Origin of the sequence: [Actinomadura] parvosata subsp. kistnae (assembly GCF_900323885.1) — a bacterium.
Lineage (GTDB): Bacteria > Actinomycetota > Actinomycetes > Streptosporangiales > Streptosporangiaceae > Nonomuraea > Nonomuraea composti.
The window spans coordinates 552,792-573,153 of sequence record NZ_OOHJ01000006.1 but is presented as its reverse complement, the minus strand read 5'-3'; the positions used below and the strand labels follow the sequence as shown (position 1 = coordinate 573,153).

11 protein-coding genes are annotated in these 20,362 nt (G+C 69.5%); 7 read left to right on the top strand and 4 right to left on the bottom strand.

From position 1 onward, the window contains the following. Window positions 1-487: 487 nt before the first annotated feature. Window positions 488-1,480, bottom strand: a complete 993-nt coding sequence (locus tag KIS93_RS06385) for a hypothetical protein (protein WP_080038578.1) — start codon at window positions 1,478-1,480, stop codon at window positions 488-490. A gap of 959 nt (window positions 1,481-2,439) precedes the next feature. On the opposite strand from KIS93_RS06385, the gene KIS93_RS06380 reads away from it, so the two are divergent. Then, window positions 2,440-4,317 (top strand): tetratricopeptide repeat protein, encoded by a 1,878-nt coding sequence (locus KIS93_RS06380; protein WP_080038577.1) that lies wholly within the window; start codon window positions 2,440-2,442, stop codon window positions 4,315-4,317. Between the two features lie 202 nt (window positions 4,318-4,519). Here the strand turns inward: KIS93_RS06380 and istB are convergent, their stop codons facing one another. Together istB and istA are read right to left on the bottom strand one after the other, a co-directional pair. After that, on the bottom strand, window positions 4,520-5,332 hold the full coding sequence (gene istB, locus KIS93_RS06375; protein WP_281261950.1) for an IS21-like element helper ATPase IstB: 813 nt from the start codon (window positions 5,330-5,332) through the stop codon (window positions 4,520-4,522). Next, entirely contained in the window at window positions 5,332-6,591 is a 1,260-nt protein-coding gene (istA, locus tag KIS93_RS06370; protein WP_155127078.1) for an IS21 family transposase, read from the bottom strand. The genes istB and istA overlap by 1 nt, the downstream gene beginning before the upstream one ends. Window positions 6,592-6,724: 133 nt before the next feature. Here istA and KIS93_RS06365 point away from each other — a divergent pair, with 133 nt between their 5' ends. The 5 genes from KIS93_RS06365 to KIS93_RS06340 all read left to right on the top strand — a co-directional run bounded on the left by KIS93_RS06365 (window position 6,725) and on the right by KIS93_RS06340 (window position 15,191). Then, window positions 6,725-7,846, top strand: coding sequence for an IS630 family transposase (locus tag KIS93_RS06365; RefSeq protein ID WP_080046718.1), 1,122 nt, complete (start codon window positions 6,725-6,727; stop codon window positions 7,844-7,846). A 613-nt stretch (window positions 7,847-8,459) separates the two neighbouring features. Next, window positions 8,460-9,260 (top strand): Mu transposase domain-containing protein, encoded by an 801-nt coding sequence (locus KIS93_RS67320; protein WP_418115084.1) that lies wholly within the window; start codon window positions 8,460-8,462, stop codon window positions 9,258-9,260. Window positions 9,261-9,555: 295 nt separating this feature from the next. Beyond that, window positions 9,556-10,938, top strand: coding sequence for a caspase, EACC1-associated type (locus tag KIS93_RS06350; RefSeq protein WP_080038575.1), 1,383 nt, complete (start codon window positions 9,556-9,558; stop codon window positions 10,936-10,938). After that, window positions 10,928-13,849, top strand: a complete 2,922-nt coding sequence (locus tag KIS93_RS06345; protein WP_080038574.1) for a WD40 repeat domain-containing protein — start codon at window positions 10,928-10,930, stop codon at window positions 13,847-13,849. Before KIS93_RS06350 ends, KIS93_RS06345 begins: the two co-directional genes overlap by 11 nt. 1,120 nt (window positions 13,850-14,969) lie before the next feature. After that, window positions 14,970-15,191 carry a hypothetical protein gene (locus KIS93_RS06340; protein ID WP_080038573.1) on the top strand — a complete coding sequence of 74 codons (222 nt, stop codon included), beginning with the start codon at window positions 14,970-14,972 and terminating at the stop codon, window positions 15,189-15,191. A 149-nt stretch (window positions 15,192-15,340) separates the two neighbouring features. Here KIS93_RS06340 and KIS93_RS06335 read toward each other — a convergent pair whose 3' ends face one another. After that, window positions 15,341-15,529, bottom strand: coding sequence for a hypothetical protein (locus KIS93_RS06335; protein WP_155127075.1), 189 nt, complete (start codon window positions 15,527-15,529; stop codon window positions 15,341-15,343). 570 nt (window positions 15,530-16,099) lie between these two features. On the opposite strand from KIS93_RS06335, the gene KIS93_RS06330 reads away from it, so the two are divergent. After that, window positions 16,100-20,305, top strand: a complete 4,206-nt coding sequence (locus KIS93_RS06330; protein ID WP_080038570.1) for a GH92 family glycosyl hydrolase — start codon at window positions 16,100-16,102, stop codon at window positions 20,303-20,305. Window positions 20,306-20,362 lie beyond the last annotated feature (57 nt).

Genomic DNA, 20,362 nt, shown 5'->3' with positions numbered 1-20,362 from the left:
CCACACACCAGCCGCGCCCGCCTTGGCTACGACCGCGCTCGCGTCCTGCTGGACCCCGGAGAACGCCGGCGTGGCCCGCGAAGAGTCCCGAGGACAGCAACGGCCAAGGAGTGGGGACCGGGACTTGATGGCCCGGCTGGTCGACCAGGCCCGCCGGGGGATCGCACCGCCCTTGGAGCGGACAGATGCCAGCCGAACAGCGCCGCCACCCACCTCGGCGATGCGCCGGATCTCGCCCCGATGAGTTGCGGCGGGACTTCGCCGACCACTCAACGGCGATCGGCGAGTATGCCAGCTTTGGTTGACGAGTACGGGCGAAGCCTCTGCCTTTCGTGTTGCTTAGACTTTGTATTAACCGAGCGCCTTTACATTGTAGATTTCTAATCGATGGTTCGTACAGCAGTCATGGAATGTCGAGAACCTCGCGGAGCGACCATCCCGACTCTCTGCGGCCGTGACCGTGACACAGTTCTTCCGACCTCTCGCGCTACAAAAGCCCCAGCTGACGGCGTGCCTGGGCGTAGCGTCGCCCGGGCATGGCGGATGCGGCCGACCATGGCAGGATCTCCGGCATCCGCCTGCCCGCCCCCGCCAGCAGGCGCTGCGCGCGAGTGGGATGCCCGCCGAAGTAGAACGCGGCGCCGAACAGGTGCTGGGCGTCCAGCGCGCGCGGGTGCGGCTGGCTGCCGTCCTGCCACTTGTCGGCCGCCTCGACCAGCGCGTCGATCACGTCAGAGCTGCCGAAGTAGGCTTCGAGCACTTCCTGAGCGGGTTGCTCGGTCTCGTTGATCCGGCTCCACACGACCTCGAAATGTGCCAGCGGCACCATGGCGGTCACCGGGTCGCCCGGGCGAGCGGAGGCCGTCGTCTTCCGGGCGAAGGCGAGCACCTCCTGGTCGGAGCCGTACCACTTCGCGCACAGAGCCTGGACACGGCCGTAATGCCCCAGGTACAGGTGAGAGTCGCGGGCGGTCAACTCGGCCCAGAGGCGGTCGAGCTCCGCCCTGCCGCTCTGCATGCCGATCGCGTGCCGTTGCAGCCGGTCCCATGGCACCGGATCGTCCGGCAACGCCTCTGCCGCCTGCCGCAGCGGATCGGCCGCGCTCGACAGCACTTCCCAGAAGCGGGTGAAGCGATCATCGCTCACGTACGCGGCATACGAGCCGCCGCGGATGGCCCATGCCTGCTCGATCAGCGCGGCTCCAAGCCAGAGCAGCCCGTCGGCGTCACCGTCGCCCACGCGCCGGATCGCCTCGGTGTGCGCTGCGCCGGCGACGGCGAGCTGTTGGACGCGCAGCGCCCGCAACTCGTGGTCGCCGCGCGCCTGCCGGATCAGCTCCAGCCCTGGCTCCAGCCGTCCCGCCTTCACCTGCGGCAAAACCTGCTCCAACGACGGGTCGTCCCAGGACCTCCCCACGCGCATCCGCGACGTCTTGTCGAGCAGATCAAGCCCGGCCCGGATCACCCTCACCAACAACATTGGTGATCACTACCGTAAGCGGCAGCAGACCCGCAACGTCATGGCATTCGAGGAGAAAGGCGTGACGGTTCAGCTTTGGTGCTGAAAGTGGTGCTCAAATGCTCCCGCCTTTACGTTGTAGATTTCTTGTGGCGGCCGGTCAGTGCTGCGAGACCGTGGCGTCGGCAGAAACTTCGAGTTCATGCAAGCTCGGCTGGCAGGGCGCTCGGGAGGATGACGGCGGACGGGTGCCGGGGATCGTGGAAAACCTGCTGATCGGCGGCGCTCACCGAAGGCGGAGCCGCGCGCCGCAGCAGCGGCTTCGCGGTCTACTGAGCCGTCGCCGAGCCCGTGCTCGCCATACAGCCAACGTAGCGGCTGGCGGCTGGATGTGCCGCCTCCGAGAGGAAGTGTCCGGGAAGGTCAGGAACGTCCGTATGCCGACGCAGGACGGGAGTGCGCCGGATACCGCGCAGCCGTCCCAGAACCTGTGCGCCGGTGGCCCTCACCTCGGCTAGGAAGTCGTTGCTGTCGAAGCCCTTGTCCCACAACACCAGCATGTCGGGGCCAATAGGTGTAACAGTCGTCGGGCATAGCTCGTCTCGCCCTCGCTGTCGGGGCGAAGACCGCGCCGATCACGGCGCCGGTGCCGGCCTCCACCAGCGCCACCAGCTCCAGCAGGAGTACCCGCCGTGGCAGATCGAGCCGAGCCACGCCTGGTTACGGACGATTTGGAGGCCTCCAGCGAGCTGCAGCCATCGAAGGAGACCGGGCGATATGGGCCGAATATCGCACCTGTGTTCGGCACCCAGCCAACGGCCCGGAACACGACCTCGAACGATCAGCACATCGACGCGCTGCCAGCCTGTCGGCGCAGGTCACGCAGAGCTTTGACGGTAGGCGTCACCACAGCTCATGACATCGGTGGTGTAGCACGCCATGATGCGCCTAGCGGGTGGCATCGTGGGAAGGCGGCCTCCTTGTCTCGGATCTCCTGGCGACGGTTACACGGTTGGTGGCTGATCACGATCGCCGCCGCCATCAGCGCTGCCGCCTCGTTGCTGGCCTCATCCCTACCCATGACCGTCGGCGCGATCCTGGTCTCGGTGGTCAGCGGCGTGGCCGGAATCATCACCGTACGAGCTGAGCGGGCGATCGAGGCCGGCCCCACGCGCACCCGGCAGCTCTACACCAGCGTGCGTGGCAAGGCCCCCTTGGTCCGGGAGATCGTCGACCCGCTGACCGTGGGCGTGCACCCCGCACCCGCGCTCCCCGGCTCCGGCGGGACGGACCGATGTCCCCCGTTCGTCAGCCGAGAGAGAAGCAAGGAACTGGAGGAGGCCCTGCTGTCCAGCCGGTTCGTCCTGGTCGTCGGGGAGTCCACGGCCGGCAAGACCAGGGCCGCCTATGAGGCCATGCGGACCATGCTGCCGGATCACACCTTCATCCGCCCGCGTCACCGCAGCACGCTTGCGGCCGCGCTGGACGCCTCGCACGAGTATCGCAAGTGCGTCGTATGGCTCAACGATCTGGAACTGTATCTGGGGCCCGACGGGCTGACCGCCGACATGATCAGCCCGTTGCTCGCCGACGGTCGAAGACACATCGTCGTCCTGGCCACCATGCGTTCCCACGAACGGGCCCGCTACACACTGGCGCTCGAACCCGACCTGGGCGATGGCCAGGGCGGTCTGCTCAGGACGGCTGGGGAGGTCCTCGGCCTGGCCCTGGAGATCAGACTCGACCGGATCTGGAGTCAGGACGAGCGGGCACGAGCCAGCGCGCATGTCGCCGATCGCCGTATCGCTGCCGCGCTCCGGCATGCTCAGCGCTTCGGCGTCGCCCAATATCTGGCCGCCGGGCCGCAGTTGTTCGCCGCCTGGCAGGATGCGAAGGGGTCTTGGCCGGAGGGAAGGCCGCGGGGAGCGGCTCTGGTGGCAGCCGCGGTGGATATCCGCCGGTCGGGCCATCACCGGCCCGTGCCGATCGCGTTTCTGCGCGACCTGCACGAGGTGTACCTGGCCGAGGTCAGGTCCGCGGGTGTCCGGCTGGAGTCGTGGGAGGAAGCGGTGCGCTGGGCGACCACGCCCCTGCACTCCACCAGCAGCCTGCTGATCCCGGTGGCAGACGACGGTTATGTTGCTTTCGACTACCTGCCCGACGCGGCTGATGCGGCCGCAGGCGTTCCCGACATCCCGCTCCCGGTGTGGGACAAGGTCATCTCCCACGTCTCACCTGAGGACGCCATCGAGGTCGGTTGGGGCGCATTCCTGCGCGGCAGACCCATGCACGGGGAGGCGGCGTTGCACAAAGCGCTGGCCGCGGGCTACTACCGGGCTGCGATCGAACTGTCCTACACCCTGGGCGACACCTACAGGAAGAAGGACGTCACCAGCTGGCTGGAATCAGCCCTGGCCAGCGCAGAAGAGCACGACATCCCAGCTGAGGATGTCATCAAGCTGCGCACACGGCTGGTGTGGTGGACGGGCATGCGTTACGAGGGTGTGGGAGACCCGCACCGGGCCCGGGAACTGGGTGAGACCGTCGTCGCCGACAGCGCCCGGCTGCTCGGCGACGATCATCCGCGTACGCTGTGGAGCCGCCTCACGCTAGCCCGGCAGGTCGGCGCCACGGGGGATGCCGAGCGGGCGCTGGCCATGGCATGCCAGGTGCACGACCATGCCCACCGGCTTCCCAACGCAGACCAACTACTCATCCGCGCTGCTCGCTTCGAAATCGCCGTGTGGGTGGAGCGTTCCGGCAGATCGCGGCTCTGGGAAACCGCGGCCACGCGCACGCCCTCGCACAGGAGATCGCCGAGACAGCCGCGCGCATCTACGGAGAGCTCCATGTCGTGACCCGCGCCGCCCGCGAGCAAGCCACTCTCTGGGCGAGCGCCTCTTGATGCCCGCGGCATTGCGACCGGGTCCTGAAGGGACGGGGTGGGACGGCAGGATGAGTCGATTTCCATCACGCACAACATTGAACGATCTTTGTGTCAACGCTTCGCGAATCTAAACCCCCTGCGGATCTCCGAAAGTTAACCCCCTGTTGGATCGGTCAGCCGTTGCTGGCGCGGTTCTCCTTGGCCAGCAGTTCGCGTCGCTGCCGGGTCCGGTAGGAGTCGCCGGTGAGGGTCAAGACCTCGGCGTGATGGACGAGACGGTCGATCATCGCCGCGGCGACGACGTCGTCGGAGAAGGTCTCTCCCCAGCGTCCGAAGGGCAAGTTCGAGGTGACCATGATCGAGCCCAGCTCATAGCGGGAGGCCACCAACTGGAAGAAGAGGTTCGCGGCGTCCTGGTCGAAGGGGATGTAGCCGACCTCATCGATAATGATCAGCTTGTAACGGCGGATCTTCTTCAGCTCCGCCTCCAGGCGGCCGGACTGGTGAGCGGCGGACAGCCGGGCGATCCAGTTGCTGGCGGTGTCGAACAGCACCGAGTAGCCGGCGTGGGCGGCCTTGACACCGAGCCCGATGGCCAGGTGGGTCTTGCCGATCCCGGGCGGCCCGAGCAGGATCACGTTCTCGGCCTTGGCGACGAAGGTGCCGGTGGCCAGGTGCGCGAGCACGTCCCGGCGCAGCGAGGGCAGGTGGTCGAGGTTGAAGTCCTCGATCGTCTTGATGGCCGGGAAGTGGGCGGTGCGGATGCGCATCGTGGTGCCCTTGGATTCCCGGTCGGCGAGCTGGCGCTGCAGGAGCGCGGCCAGATACTCCTCATGTGACCAGTTCTGGTCACGGGCCTGGCCGGCCAGTTCCTCCCAGAACGCGCCGATGGTGGGCATCTTCAGCACGCGGGTGAGGTAGGCCAGCATCGACGGCATGCCGTCTTTCGGGGCGGGATCCGTCTTGGTCTTGGTGGCAGTACTCACTACTGATTGCTCACTTTCTCGTTGGGATGGGTGAAGTCGACGCCGAACAAGGCGTCGTAGTCCGGCAGCGCCCGCAGTTCGACGGTGTGGCCGTCGGTGTGGTGGCGGACGGCGGCCTGACGTCGTTGCCGGTCCTCGGCCAGGGCCTGGCGCATCTGCGCGGCCGTAGCGGCGTGGGCGGGGTCGGTGACCACGCCCTGCCTGGCCCAGGAGCGGTGGTGCCGGGCGACCTGGTTGCCCTCGCAGGTGATGGTGACGGCATCCGGGGATGCGAGGATGTCGACGAACTTGCCGATGGCCCGCGAGTCGACGGAGTAGTCGACGGTGTCCAGGCGTACGTGGTAGTCGCGGCTGAGCCGGATGCGGTGGCGCAGGCCGACCTGCGGGCGGACCGGCGGCAGCGGGACCATCGCCTGGTAATCGGTCTCCAACAGGTCCACCGGACGGCCGGCTATCGAGCGGACGGTGCGCGTGTTGGCCTTGACCAGCCACTCCTCCAACTGCTGGTTGAAGTCGGTCGGTGAGGCGAACAACCGTCCAGGCAGGAAGGACGTTTCCAGGAACTGGTTGGCCCGCTCGACCATGCCCTTGTATTCCGGGTCGCGCGGCGGGGCGAGCTTGATCTGCGTGGCCAGTGTGCCGGCGAAGGCCGCCGCGAGCGTGCTGACCTTCCCGTTTCCGCCGATGGCAGCCTCCCGATCCCAGATGAGGGTCTTGGGCGTCCGGCCGACCCCGCGGATCAGCCACCACAGGCCCGACAAGATGTCGCCGCCTTGGCGGCTCGGAATCATCGTCGCGGTCATGAACCGGGAGAAGCCCAGCGTCATCACCAGCACGGGCAGGATGCGCCGCTGGCCCGCGGCCACCGGGATCTTCGTCTCGGGAAACCATAGGTCGCACTGGGCGATCTGCCCCGGCTCGTAGGTCACCCGGTCCACCGGGTCGATCCCCACGTACTCGGGCCGGATCACCGTCAGCCGCTTCTTCAGCGGCGAGATCGAGTAGGGCCAGCCGATCCGCTCAGCGATCACTGGAGCGGGCATCGTCGGCCACTCAGTGAGCAGAGCACGGATCTGCGGCTCGTAGGGATCCACTACCGACCCTTTCGGCGCCCGCTGGTACTTCGGCGGGGCGTCCGATGCCAGCGCCCGGCGCACCGTGTTCCGAGAGATCCCCAGCCGCCGGACGATCGCCTTGATCGGCATTCCCTCGGCCCGGTGCAAACGGCGGATCTCCGCCCAGTCCTCCACTTTGATCACCCTCCTAGCGTCAAGGGGGTGAACTTTCGAAGATCCCTAGTGCTGTGACCAGAAACGATCACCGGGTTGGCGCGTAGGACGGTGTTGCCGGTTGGATCAGCTGATCACGTTCGTTCAGCAGTCGGGAGGCCCGGTGACGCAACCGGTCAAGGTCCGCAGGCTCTCGGACCAAGAGGGGCAGAAGCTGCAGCGCATCGTACGGCGCGGCACGATGAGCACGGTGCGTTACCGGCGGGCGATGATCCTGCTGGCCTCGGCGGGCGGCAACACCGTCCCGGTGATCGCGCGCCTGGTGCAGGCCGACGAGGACACCGTGCGGGACGTCATCCACCGGTTCAACGAGATCGGGCTGGCCTGCCTGGACCCTCAGTGGGCGGGAGGCCGTCCCCGCCTGATGAGTCCTGACGACGAAGAGTTCATCGCGGCGACGGCCACCACCCGCCCGACCAAGCTCGGCCAGCCGTTCACCCGCTGGTCCATCCGCAAGCTTTTGCACTATCTGCGCCGCCTGCCCGGCCGGGCCATCACCCTGGGCCGGGAGGCGTTACGCACCCTGCTGCATCGGCGCGGGATCACCTTCCAGCGCACCAAGACCTGGAAGGACTCGCCCGATACGGACTTCGACGCCAAGCTGGAGGAGATCGAGTACGCCCTCACCCACCGCCCCGAGCGCACCTTCGCCTTCGACGAGTTCGGCCCGCTCGGCATCCGTCCCACCGCCGGGACGGGCTGGGCACCCGCCGGTGAGCCGGACCGGTTGCCGGCCACCTACCGCCGCACCCAGGGCGTGCGGTACTTCCACGGCTGCTACTCCGTCGGCGACGACCTGCTGTGGGGCGTCAACCGGGCGCGCAAGGGCATCGACTACACCTGGGCCGCCCTGAAATCGATCCGGGCCGCCCGGCCGGACGGCGCACCGATCTACGTGATCCTGGACAACCTGTCAGCGCACAAGAACTGGCGCATCCGCACCTGGGCCAAGAAACACAAGGTCAGGCTGCTGTTCACGCCGACCTACGCCTCCTGGGCCAACCCGATCGAGGCCCACTTCGGGCCGCTGCGCCAGTTCACCCTGGCCAACTCCGACCACCCGAACCACACCGTCCAAACCCGGGCCCTGCACGCCTATCTGCGCTGGCGCAACGCCAACGCCCGCCATCCCGACGTTCTGGCCGCTCAACGCCGCGAACGCGCCCGGATCCGCAGCGAGAAGGGCATCCGCTGGGGCGGCCGGCCCCTCGCACCGGCAGCCTGACCCCCCTCACCCAACCCGGTGATCATTTCCGGTCACAGCACTAGGGGGTCAGTTTTCACGAAGCTACGACACTTTGGCCCTTCGCGCCGGGATGACGCGTGCTGTCGCCTCAAAGCTGCGCCAATGGCTCTGATGGCCGTGGCCACCTCGGTCAGCCGACGCCCCTCAACGTGGGAGCTCTCCAGCACCTCGGCGATCACATGCGGCTGCAAGTGCGGCTTGAGAGTTCCACGGTGCGCCTCCGATATCCGGTGCGGAGCGCAGCAGTGGCGTGCTCGACGTGACAGGCGGCCATCCACGTCAGCACGACGGGATGACGAACCGCCTGGTGCGCCCGAAAGTCTGGTGGCAGGCACTCCAGCAGAAGCGCTCTCGCTTGCGCAGCCCAGCAGGGGGTCGTCATCGGGCAGTGGGACCTGCTTGAGCCACCCGTCAGGACGGCGTGAGGGCGTCGACCTGGCCAGCGTGCGGCGTAGCGGTGACGTCGGTGAAATGCTCGTGCTCAACCCCCGTCATCGATGTTGGGCAGGAATTACACCCGCTCCAGCGGGAGCCACCCCTTGCGAGACACCAGCCCCCCGCGGCCTCGGCGTGATCTACACCTCCCGCCTGGCTGTCGCCACGGGTGAACCGGCAGGGGCAGGTCACCGTGCGCACCAACCGCTACTCGGTGCCCCTCCGCTTGATCGGGCGACAGGTCCGGGTCCAGCTCCACGCCAACGACCTGGAGATCTACCACGGACGCGAGCTCGTGGCCCGCCACGATCGGCTGGGCACCCGCGCGGGCAGCCGGTTGGAACTCGACCACTATCTGGAGGCGCTGATCCGCAAGCCCGGGGCGCTGCCCGGCGCCACCGTGCTGGAACAGGCCCGCGCATCAGGCAAGTTCACCCCCGTCCACGATGCCTGGTGGGCCGCGGCGCGCAAGGCCCACGGCGACGCGGCCGGCACCCGCGCCCTGATCGGCGTGCTGCTGCACCGGCACATGCCCAGCGATCACGTGGTGGCCGGGATCGCGGCCGCGCTGCGGGCCGGCGCGCTCACTGCCGACGCCGTTGCGCTGGAGGCCCAGCCGTCGGCTTCCCCGCAACAAGGCCCTGCGCGACTTCGGCTTCGACCCCAATCCCCACGTCGTCCCGCAATGATTCACACGCTGGCCAGCTGCGAGTGGGTCAGCAAGGACGAACCACTCTGCCTCATCGGCGATTCGGGCACCGGCAAGTCCCGCCTGCTCATCGCCCTGGGTACCGAGGCGGCCATGGCCGGGCACAGCATCCGCTACGTGCCGGCCGCCAAACTCGTCAGCGAACTCGTCGAAGCCGCCGATGACAAGATGCTCCCCGAGACCATCGCCCGCTACGGCCGCGTCGATCTGCTCTGCATCGACCTATGCCGACATCGCGACTATGCCTAGTGTTGAGCCGTGGGAGCCGGCTGAGCAGGGACACCGCCGCCCACAGCTCGGCATGGTCACAGGCTTGAAGTCTTGCCCTCGATGAAGTGGATCATCATCAGGCGGGGGTGGTCGGCTGTCGCCGCCAGAGAGATCTTGGGCAGATTCTTGGACAGGCCGGTCAGGCGGAAGCGAACAATCGCGGCGAGCCTGCCGAAGGTAGCCCCGGCTTCTTCGACATGTGACGTATCTGCGAGCGGCTGTCACGTGTCCGAGGTCATGACGGGTTCCCCTGATGACTTCATGAGGGCTGCACATGGTGGATTCTCCTGAGCTCGGGGCGGGTTTGCTGGCGGGGCCGGACGTTCGCGCCCTTCTGGTCGGCTCGAGCCGGCCTGCCGAGGGGTCCCGCATTCCTGCCGTGCCGGCAGCGGTCACCAGCGCAGAAGACCTGGCCGCGGCGCTAACCGCCCAGGCAGGGCTGGCATCAGGCCGCATCAGGGTGCTGCGGGATCCGCGCACCCCCGCAGATCTGGCCGCGGCGGTGGCCGAGCTGGCGAGGGTCACGCGCGGGGTGGCGTTGCTGTACTACGCCGGGCACGGGCTGCTGGGCCCAGACGGCGAGCTCTACCTCGCCACGCAGGCCAGTGCGGATCTGACCCGCGGCTCGGCGGTGTACCAGGCGTTACCGTTCGCGCAGGTCCGAGAGCTGTTGCGCACGGCGGCGATCCAGCACAGCGTGGTGGTGCTCGACTGCTGCTGGGCGGGCCGCGCGCACGGGTGGAGCGACAGTTATCTGCTGACCGCCACGAGCCGCACCGAGGTGGCCTGGGCCCTGCCCGGAGAGCGGCACACGGCCTTCACCGGCGCGTTGCTGCGCGTGCTCTATGACGGCGACGAGACAGGCCCGGCGTGGTTGTCGCTGGATGACGTGCATCTGGCCGTGGGCAGGCTGTTACGGCAACGCGCCCTCCCGGCGCCCCGGCGGCAGGCCTCCGACGCCAGCGGCCGTCGCCCCTTGCTACCCAATCACGCTTACGTGCGCCCGCCGAATCGGCCGGCGCCGGGGCTGGCCGACGACGGCCGGCGAAGCCCTTATCCGGGATTGCATCCCTTCGGCGTCCATGACGCCGAGTTCTTCTTCGGCCGACAGCAGCTCACCCGGGCGCTGCGCGCGCGTGTGCACCGCGACCGGGCGGGCCTGGTGGTGGTGACCGGCGCCTCCGGGACCGGAAAGTCGTCGCTTCTGCAGGCCGGTCTGACGCCGGCGCTCGGCGCCGCGCGGTGTGTGCTGATGACTCCGGGCGCCAATCCCCTGGCCCGTCTGGCGGAGGCCTTGGCCGAGGCGACCGGCGTGGCGTCGCCTGTTCCGTCGGCGCAGCCCGGTGTGCGCGAACTGACGGCTACGGTTCGCCGGCTGCCCCCGGGCGCGGTGCTGGTGGTGGATCAGTTCGAGGAAACCTTCACCCATGGCGACAGCGCTCGCCCGCCGGCAGCGTTCGTCGCCGCACTCGCGGCTGTCGCCGAGGAGATCACGGTGGTGGTCGGGCTGCGGGCGGACTTCTTCGGCCACTGTGCCGCGCACCCGGTCCTGCTCACTGCCCTGGAACACCCCTTGGTGGTGGGCCCGCTGGACGCCGATCGCCTGCGGGAGGTGATCGAGGGGCCCGCGCGGCCTGGCCGGGCTGGTGCTGGATGACGGCCTGGCCGACCTGCTCCTGGACGATCTTGGCGCCGACTCCGCGAACGCCGATGTGTCGATCGGCGCTGCCGTCGGCGGCGGAACAGCGCTGCCCCTGCTCGCGCACGCGCTGCTGGCGACGTGGCAACGCCGCCAAGAGGGTGTGTTGACCCTAGCCGGCTACCGCGCCACCGGCGGCATCGCCCGGGCCCTCGCCCAGACAGCCGAACGAACCCTCGACGCCCTGCCCGTACACAGCCGGGCGCTGGCCCGTCCCCTACTGCTCCAGCTCGTGCACCTGGGCCAGGACAGCAACACCGGCCGTTCGCGAACGCTCAGCGAACTCCTGCCACCGCCGGACGACCCCGATCGTGATCCTGCCCGGGCGATGCTCGACGCCTTCACTGAGGCCCGGTTGCTGACCCTGGACGCCGACCGCGTACAGATCATTCACGAGGCCCTGCTGCGCGCCTGGCCCCGCTTACGCACCTGGATCGACACCGACCGCGCCGACCTGCTGGCCTTGCAGCAACTCGGCGAAGACGCCGATCGCTGGCAGCAGCACGGCCGCGCACGCGGCTACCTCTACCCGGCCGAGCGCCTAGCCGCCATCGCGGATCTGCGCACCCGGTGGGATCGCGACGTACCCGATTCTCCCTCGGGCGTACCGTCGGGTCGGCCACGGCTGAACGACACCGTCCGCCTTTTCCTGCGCTCCGGCGATCAGGCGGTCAGGCATCAGGTGCGGCTGCGCCGCGGCATCCTCTTCACGCTGAGCATCCTGCTGGTCACCGCGCTGACGGCGGCCGCGCTGGCCGTGATCACCGCGCGGCGCGCGGACACGCAGCAGGCCCTGGCCATCTCGCGGTTGGCCGCTTTGCGCAGTGAGCGCATCACCGACACTCATCCCACGACATCGCTGGCTCTGGCCGCCACCAGTTGGGGATTCGCCCGCACGCCGGAAGCACGGCGAGCGTTGCTGACCGCGCTGAAGGCTCCGGGACGCGCCAGCGCCATGAGCCATGGCCAGGCCGTCTGGTCGCTCGGGTTCAGCCCTGACGGCAAGACGCTCGCCAGCGTCGGCGCCTTCGGCACCGTGACCTTGTGGGATGCCCGCACCGGCAAGTCCTCCGGCGCCGCGTTGACCGGCTTCTCCAGAACAGTGCGCGCGCTGGCGTTCACACCGGACGGGCGCACGATCGCCACCGCGGACACGCGGGTGCGCCTATGGGACGTGGCCACGCACCAGCAACTCGCCGCCTACCCCAGCCACGACAGCGACGTGCTCGCCCTGGCCTACAGCCCGGATGGACGCCTGCTGGCCGACGCCGATGCGAATGGACGGGTGCGGCTGTGGGACACCACGGCCGGCAAGCTGACGGCCGAACTGCACGGCCACACCGGCGATGTGCTCGCGGTGGCCTTCACCTCGGACGGGCGGACCCTTGTCAGCGCCGGGCAGGATAGGACGGTCCGCTTGTGGAGCGTGTCCGATCACAAGGAGATCAGGGCTCAGGACTTGCGGCGCCAGCGTGTCGGCCAGGCCGTGTCCGTGGCCTTCAGCCCGGACGGACGCACCCTGGCCAGCGCGGGCAAGGACGGGGCGGTCCGCCTGTGGGATGTGGCCACCCGCAGGCAACGAGGCCTTCCGATGACCGGTCACGCTGGCCAGGTCGCGTCCGTGGCGTTCAGCCCTGACGGGCGCACCTTGGTCAGTACGGGAGAGGACAAGACCGTCCGGCTGTGGGACGTGGTCACGCAAGCCCCGCTCGGCTCGCCGCTGAGCGGCCACCTCGGGAAGGTCGGCGTCGCGATCTTCAGCCCTGATGGGCGGACCATCGCCAGCGCTGACGCCGATGGTGTGATCCGCAGGTGGGACGTGTCCGACCGGACCCGGCTCCCCCTCGGCCGTCACGCCAAGGCCGCCTTGTGGGTGGAGTTCGATCCCGATGGCCGCACTGTCGCCAGCGCGGGAGAGGACGGCACCGTGCGGTTGTGGGATCTTCGCACCCGCCGACCGACCGCGGCCCTGCTGGACGTTCATGCCGGCGGTGCCGCCACAGCGGTGTTCAGCCCGGACGGGCGCCTGCTGGCCAGCTCGGGCATGGACGGGACGGTCCTGCTGTGGGACGTAGCCACGCATACCCGGCTCGGCAGCCCGCTGTCCGGTCACGTGGCCACGGTTCCCGGCCTGGCCTTCAGTCCCGACGGGCGCATGCTGGCGAGCGCCGGCTTCGACGGCACGATCAGGCTGTGGGATGTCGCAACCCACCAGCAGCGCGGCGAGCCACTGTTCCACCGCTCCGGCCGCGTCGTCTCGGTCGCGTTCAGCCCGGATGGGCGGCTGCTGGCCAGCGCCGGTGAAGACGGCGACGTCTACCTCTGGGACGTCACCACCCGCATACAAGCGGGCGAACTGCTCGGCCACAACGGGTTCATCCTCTCGGTCGCGTTCACCCCCAATGGACGGACGCTGGCCAGCGGTGGCGAGGACTCCACCGTCCGCCTGTGGGACATCGCCACGCGAACCCAGATCGGCGCACCACTGAGCGGGCATGTCGGTGAGGTGCTGTCCGTGGACTTCACCCCCGACGGCCGCACCCTGGCCAGCTCCGGAGCGGACATGAGCATACGGCTGTGGGATGCCGCCACCCGGCAACAAATCGGAGCACCGTTCAGCGGCCACACCGGATTCGTCTCGCTGGTGTCGTTCAGCCCCGATGGCAGGACCTTGGCCAGTTCCAGTGAGGACACCACCATCCGGCATTGGGACAGCACGCTTTTCACCCTGACCGACCATGAGTTGTTCGAACTCGCCTGCCAGACGGCGGGTCGCTCCCTCACGCCCGAGGAGTGGCGGGAGTTCGAGCTGCCACCGCCCCATACCGCCACGTGCTCATTGGACGGTAAAGATCCAGGACCCGCCTGAACTCGACGGCTCGGCGGAGCCGGTACGGCTCTCCCCCGGCCTGCTGCTGAGCGTCGGCGGCCATTCCTTCGAGCCCACACCCTCGACCTGCAGCCCTGCCCTGCTCGCCCTCAATACCAACGGCCTGCTCGAACGGTACGGCGCAGATCTCGACGCAGCCGTTCGCCACCTGACCGACCGTTTCACCGCACTGCACTGTCCTGAGCAGTCCCTGGAAGCGGTGAGACGCCACCTGCTCGCCTGCGCCGCCGATCCCCCGCCGCGCGCACAGTACCGACGAGGGAGGACGCGGTCTGTTCCGCATCGTCCAGCTCACCATCCGGTGGGGCAGCCGCTACGGCCACTCGGGCAAGACCATCTGGGCCGAACAGGCTCTCCCCGCTGCACCATGAACGCCTCTGCTGACCGGGGCAACCGATCGAACGAGCCGGCCGGCTGCCACGAGGGCGTCAGCTCGGCCTCGACTCGTACGCCATCGTCAAAGACTCGGCGAAGTCCAGAGCCGCACCTACCCCTTCATGCGCGAGTCACAGGTGTTGCGAGGTTGTCGCTTCGGAGCCGTTTGCCTGACACACTCTGATTGATCCGGCCAGCTCAGCCTGCCTTCCGTGGTCAGAAGGGCCAGCTCGCCGTCCGCGGTGTAGGAGGCCGAGGCGGTGCCTGGATGTCTGGCCATCGTCCGGCCGGCCGGGTCGAGCACTTCGGCCACACCGCAATGCGTGATCACGAACTCCGCGCCGGAGGGATGGGCGCGGATCTGAGCCTCGGCGGCGATCTCGCGTGACCACGTCTGCCTGCCGGCGGAGTCGACGCCGCGGATGCCGGTGAAGCGCCTGCCGTCGCCGTCGCGCCAGTAGGTGTGGACGACGAGGCCCTGCGTCCCGGCGGCGCATCCAGCGAGGACCGGGAGGGTGGTGGTGATCGGTAACGGGCTTGTCCGCGCCGGTCAGCACATAGGCGCGTTCCCCCTCGGCCACCGCGGTTCCGTCTGATGCGCACAGCGCCCGGACCGGTTCGGCGAGCGTGTCCCTGGACACCTCGCGCCAGCCCTGCAGGTCGTACCGGAACCACAGCACCTGCTTGCCTGCAGTCGCGATCGCAGTCGTCCTGGTCGCTCTCGATGATCACGGCATCCAAGGCGTTACGCGCGATCGGCACCCGCCTGATCCGGGCGTCGGATCGCGCGAACACGCCCGAGAGCGAACGCGGCTCGGGATCCGCCCCCTCTGCCGAGCCGGAGAACACCGGGTCGGGACAGCGTGCCTGGCAGATCACGTCGGCGCCCCTGGCGTACGCGGCGGGATCCCGCCACACCTCCCTGCCCGACCGGTCCATCCCGTAGCACGCCTGTACCCGGTCATCGGCCACCACGACGCCCTCCGCGGACACCGCCACGATCTCCAGCGGGCGCTCGGTCACCGGCTCCGGGCTGATCGGTCGCGGTGCCGCAGCCGTCCAGGAGCACCAGCAGGGCGAGCGCGGCTCGGGTGGTCACGGATTCAGCTCCTGGAAGAGGCTCAGGGAAAGAGGAAGGTGTGCCGCCGCGCGCGGCACACCCGTGTCATCTGCTGTCAGGCCTTGTTGGTGGTGGCGGTGCACGATCCGCAATCTCACGTTGCTCTTCTTGCCGGGGCTGCTCCCCTTGGTGGCCACCAGCTCGTACTGGATCTTCTTGATCACGTCGTACGAACCGTCCGGCTCGTAGTAGGCGCTGGCCCTGCCGCGGAACCAGTCATTGGTGTCCCCGGTGCAGCTACCTTGGAGCACTCGCACATTGCCCCTCTCGTCTGAGTGATGGAGTTACGTAGAAGCAACTTAGGGATGTAGGTCCGCTGGGTTCAGGCGTGCGCGACGTCGGCCCCTATCGCTGCCGGCCACCGTGATCGAGTTCCTGACTTTGCAGGCTGTCGAAGGACGCCGCGTCCGCGAGGTTCTCCCAGGTGTCAGCGCTGCGGGCCGGACGGCGCGCGGACGCGTCCTGAGCGAGGCCGGGGACGGCAGCGTGCGCGGGGCCGAGGACGGCGGCCGGCCCCAGGGCAGACCGCACAGGGCCGCGACACCACGATCCCGACGTCCTTCGCAGCCCCGCCCCGGCCCAGCAGCCCCGTCTCGGCTCAGCGGCACCGCACTTCGCAGCGGTACACCCTTGACGCGACCCGCCACAGCCGTTCATATTCGATGACACATCCGATGACAACGATGTCATCCCGGCACGCAAGACCGCGCACCCCCCTCAGCACGGGAGTCTGCATGACTCTGCCCCCCTTACGTCTGTGCTGGTCCGCCCTTCGCCCCTCCGCAACCCTGGCCGTCGCCCTCGTCCTGTCCCTCCTCGCCGGGCCGGCGATCACGCCGCAGCACGCCAGGGCGGCGAGTGCCCCCGGCGACTGGAGCACCTCGTTCGAAGGCGAGGTGTCCCTCGACGGCACGCTCGCCACCGGTCCCGGTGGCCGACCCGACGTCTCGGGGGTGCTCCGCCCGGGCTCCGCGGAACCGGGCCTTCGCACGATCGTCGACGACGGACCGGACCGCGCCTACGCGGCGAAGGCGGACGTCGGGTTCACCGGGCTGCACGCCCTGCACTACACCGGACGGCACGAGCCTCAGGGGCCCGCGCACGCGACGCACGTCCTGATCGACGTCGACGTCCCGGTGGGCCCGCAGACGGAGCTGTCCTACCTGGTGCTGCCCGATTTCGACGAGGCGGCGGTCGACTACGCCGGCACGTACGTGGCCGTCGACCTGGCCTTCACCGACGGCTCGCGGCTCAGCGAGCTGGCCGTTGACGACCAGCACGGCGTGCCGCTGACCGCCCGCGCTCAGGGTGACGCCAAGACCCTGGCCCCGTTGCAGTGGAACCGCCGCTCGGCCGTCATCGGCAAGGCGGCGGCCGGCAAGACCGTCGACAAGATCCTGCTCACCTACGACGGCCCTGCGGGACCGGCGGACCTCGGCGGCTGGATCGACGACCTCGCCATCGACAGCAGCCCTGACCAGCCCGTCCGGTCCCGGCCGTCAGATTGGGTGATCACCACCCGGGGCACGCACTCCAACGGCGACTACTCGCGCGGCAACTCCTTCCCGGCGACGGCGGTGCCCAACGGGTTCAATTTCTGGACCCCGGTGACCGACGCCGGCTCCCTGGGCACGCTGTACCGCTACCACGACGGCAACAACGCGGCGAACCTGCCCGAGATCCAGGCGTTCTCGGCCAGCCACCAGACGAGCATCTGGATGGGCGACCGCCAGACGTTCCAGGTGATGCCGTCGGCCGCCGCCGGTGTGCCGGATCCGGACCGCAAGGCCAGGGCGCTGCCCTTCCGCCATCAGGACGAGCGGGCGTCACCGCACCACTACGCCGTCACGTTTCAGAACGGCCTGCGGACCGACATCGCGCCTGCCGACCATGCCGCGATGTTCCGTTTCACGTTCCCCGCAGGGGGCGGACGGCACCTGATCTTCGACAACGTCGACGACCGGGCCGGGCTCACGATCGACGCGACCGCCGGCACCGTCTCCGGCTGGTCGGAGACCCGGGTCATCTCGGCGGGCATGACCCGCATGTACATGTACGCCACTTTCGACGCCCCCATCACCGGCAGCGGCCTGCTCACCCAGGGGCAGCGGCCCTCGACCGGCTACGTGTCGTTCGGCCGGGACGTCGTGACCATGCGGATCGCCACGTCGCTGATCGGCGTGGACCAGGCGAGGAAGAACCTCGACCTGGAGATCGCCGCCGCGGACCGCTTCGAGGACGTCGCCGCCCGCGCCCGGTCCGCGTGGGACGACCGCCTCGGCGTCGTCGAGGTGCGCGGAGCCCGTGACGATCAGCTGATCACGCTCTACTCCAACCTGTACCGGCTGTTCCTGTATCCGAACTCGGCCCATGAGAACACCGGCACCCGCGAACGCCCGCGCTACCGGCACGCCGTCCAGTCCTCCGGCTCCTGGAGCCCCCCGCCGAGCTCGCCGACGCGGACGGGCGCCAGGATCGCCGACGGCAAGGCGTACGTCAACACCGGCTTCTGGGACACCTTCCGGGCGGCCTGGCCCGCGTACTACCTGCTGGCGCCGGAGACGGCGGGCGAGCTCGTGGACGGCTTCGTCCAGCAGTACCGTGACGGCGGATGGATCTCACCGTGGTCCTCCCCCGGCTACGCGCGGGTGATGACCGGGACGAACTCCGATGCCGCCTTCGCCGACGCCTACGTCAAGGGCGTGCCGGGCATCGACCCGGCCGACACGTACGCCGCGGCCCTGAAGAACGCGACCGTGCGGCCGGAGGACGGCAGCGTCGGCCGTGACGGGCTGGCTCGCTCGACCTTCCTCGGCTACGTCCCCAACGACCTCGCCTCCGGCTTCTCCTGGTCCCTGGACGGATACGTCAACGACTTCGGGATCGCCGCCATGGCCGAGGCCATGGCGGGCAGGCGCGGCACGCCGGGTCCCGAGCGCAGGCGCCTGCGCGAGGAGGCGGCGTACTTCCGCGACCGGTCCCAGGGCTACGCCGACGTCTTCGACGCGTCGGCCGGCTTCTTCCAAGGCAGGTCCGCCGACGGGAAATGGACGACCCCGCCGCAAGAGTACGACCCGCGCGTGTGGGGCAACGATCACGACTACACCGAGGCCAACGGCTGGAACGAGGCGTTCCCCGCGCCGCACGACGGCCAGGGCCTGGCCGAGCTGTACGGCGGCCGCGACGGCCTGGCGGCCAAGCTCGACACGTTCTTCGCCACCCCCGAGACGGCCAAGCTCCCCGGCTCCTACGGCCGGGTGATCCACGAGATGCGCGAGACCCGGGACCTGCGGCTCGGCCAGTGGAGCATCCCCAACCAGGTCTCCCACCACATCCCGTGGATGTACGCCTACACCCAGCAGCCGTGGAAGACGCAGGAGCAGGTCCGGCAGGCCGTGGAGCGCGGCTGGCTCGGCTCGGAGATCGGGCAGGGCTACCCCGGCGACGAGGACAACGGCGCCACCTCGGCGTGGTGGGTCTTCAGCGCCCTGGGCCTGTACCCGCTGCAGATCGGCACCGGCCAGTACGCCATCGGCTCGCCCCTGTTCGAGAAGGCCACCCTCCACCTGCCCGGCGGCGATCTGGTGATCGAGGCGCCCGGCACCAGCCGCGGGAACGGCTACGTGCAGGCGCTCACGGTGGACGGCAGGCGTCACACGTCCACGTCCATCTCCCACCAGGAGCTGGCCGACGGCGGGCGGCTCCGCTTCACCATGGGACCGGAGCCCTCCCGCTGGGGCACCGGCGCGCGCGACGTGCCGGACTCGATGACCCGGGTCGGCGAGCGCCCCCGCCCGCTGCATGACGTGACCGGGAAGAACCGCGGTCTGGCGATGGGCGGCGACGTCGGCAAGCTGTTCGACGACGATTCCCGCACGGCTGCCGTGCTCGACGGCCCCGACCGCACCGTGCGGTACAGCGTCAACGGCGGCGACGCCACCCGCGTGGAGTTCTACACGTTCACCTCCGGCACCACCCCCGCCGAGCAGGACCCCGGCCACTGGGTTCTGGAAGGCTCGCCGGACGGCAAGCGATGGAAGAAGCTGGACGAGCGGGACGGGGAGCGGTTCCGCTGGCGCAACCAGACCAGGCCCTTCCAGATCAGGCATCCGGCGAAGATGCGGCAGTACCGGTTCCGCTTCACCGGCGCCGCCGGGCAGGCGGCGCTCTCCCTGGCGGAGATCGAGTTGCTGACCCGTGACGCCATCCCGTCCTCCCCGCTCCAGGTGCGCGTGGCCGACGTCGCGCTCCGCCCGGGAACGGCCGGGCCGGTCGAGGTGACGCTGACCAACACCGGGGACACCACGCTCGCGCCGGACCTGACCGTCGCCGTGCCCGCCTCCTGGTCCGCCCGGCCGGGCAACACTCAGGTGCCCGGCCTGGCCCCCGGCGCATCGGCCACGGTCACCGTCGAGGTGACGGCCGCCGCCGACGCCGCTCCCGGCGCTCAGCCGATCCGGGTCACCGCCCGCTGGAACGGCTGGGCCGTGGCCGGCGAGGGCACCGCCCGGGTCGTCGGCGACGTCACCGAGATCGAGCCAGGCACCGCCTCGGAGGAGGGCGTGCTGGTCGACGACAACGGCTCACAGCTGACCGGCGACGGCGCCGGTGGGCAGGCCCGTTATGCCGACGAGCGGCGATCCTTCACCTACCGGCTGCCGGTGCCGGCCGGGGCGACCACAGGCACGGTGACCCTGGACCTCGCCAACCAGTTCCTCGTCGAGGCCTCCGCCGACGGCCGGACCTGGACGACGATCCTGCGGGAGCCGAACCCCGTCATCTTCCAGGGCAACCGCGACCAGCGGGCCTTCGACCTGGCGCGGCTGCGCGAGCAGTCGGGCGGCGACGGATCGGACCTGTATCTGAAGATCTCCGACAGTCTCCCGCAGGACGGCTGGGGCGGCTGGCTGGCGGGAGTCCGCCTGGAGACCACCGGCTGACCCGCCACACCCTCGGCTTCCCGAACAGCACCCCGGCCTTTGAACAGCACCCCGGCC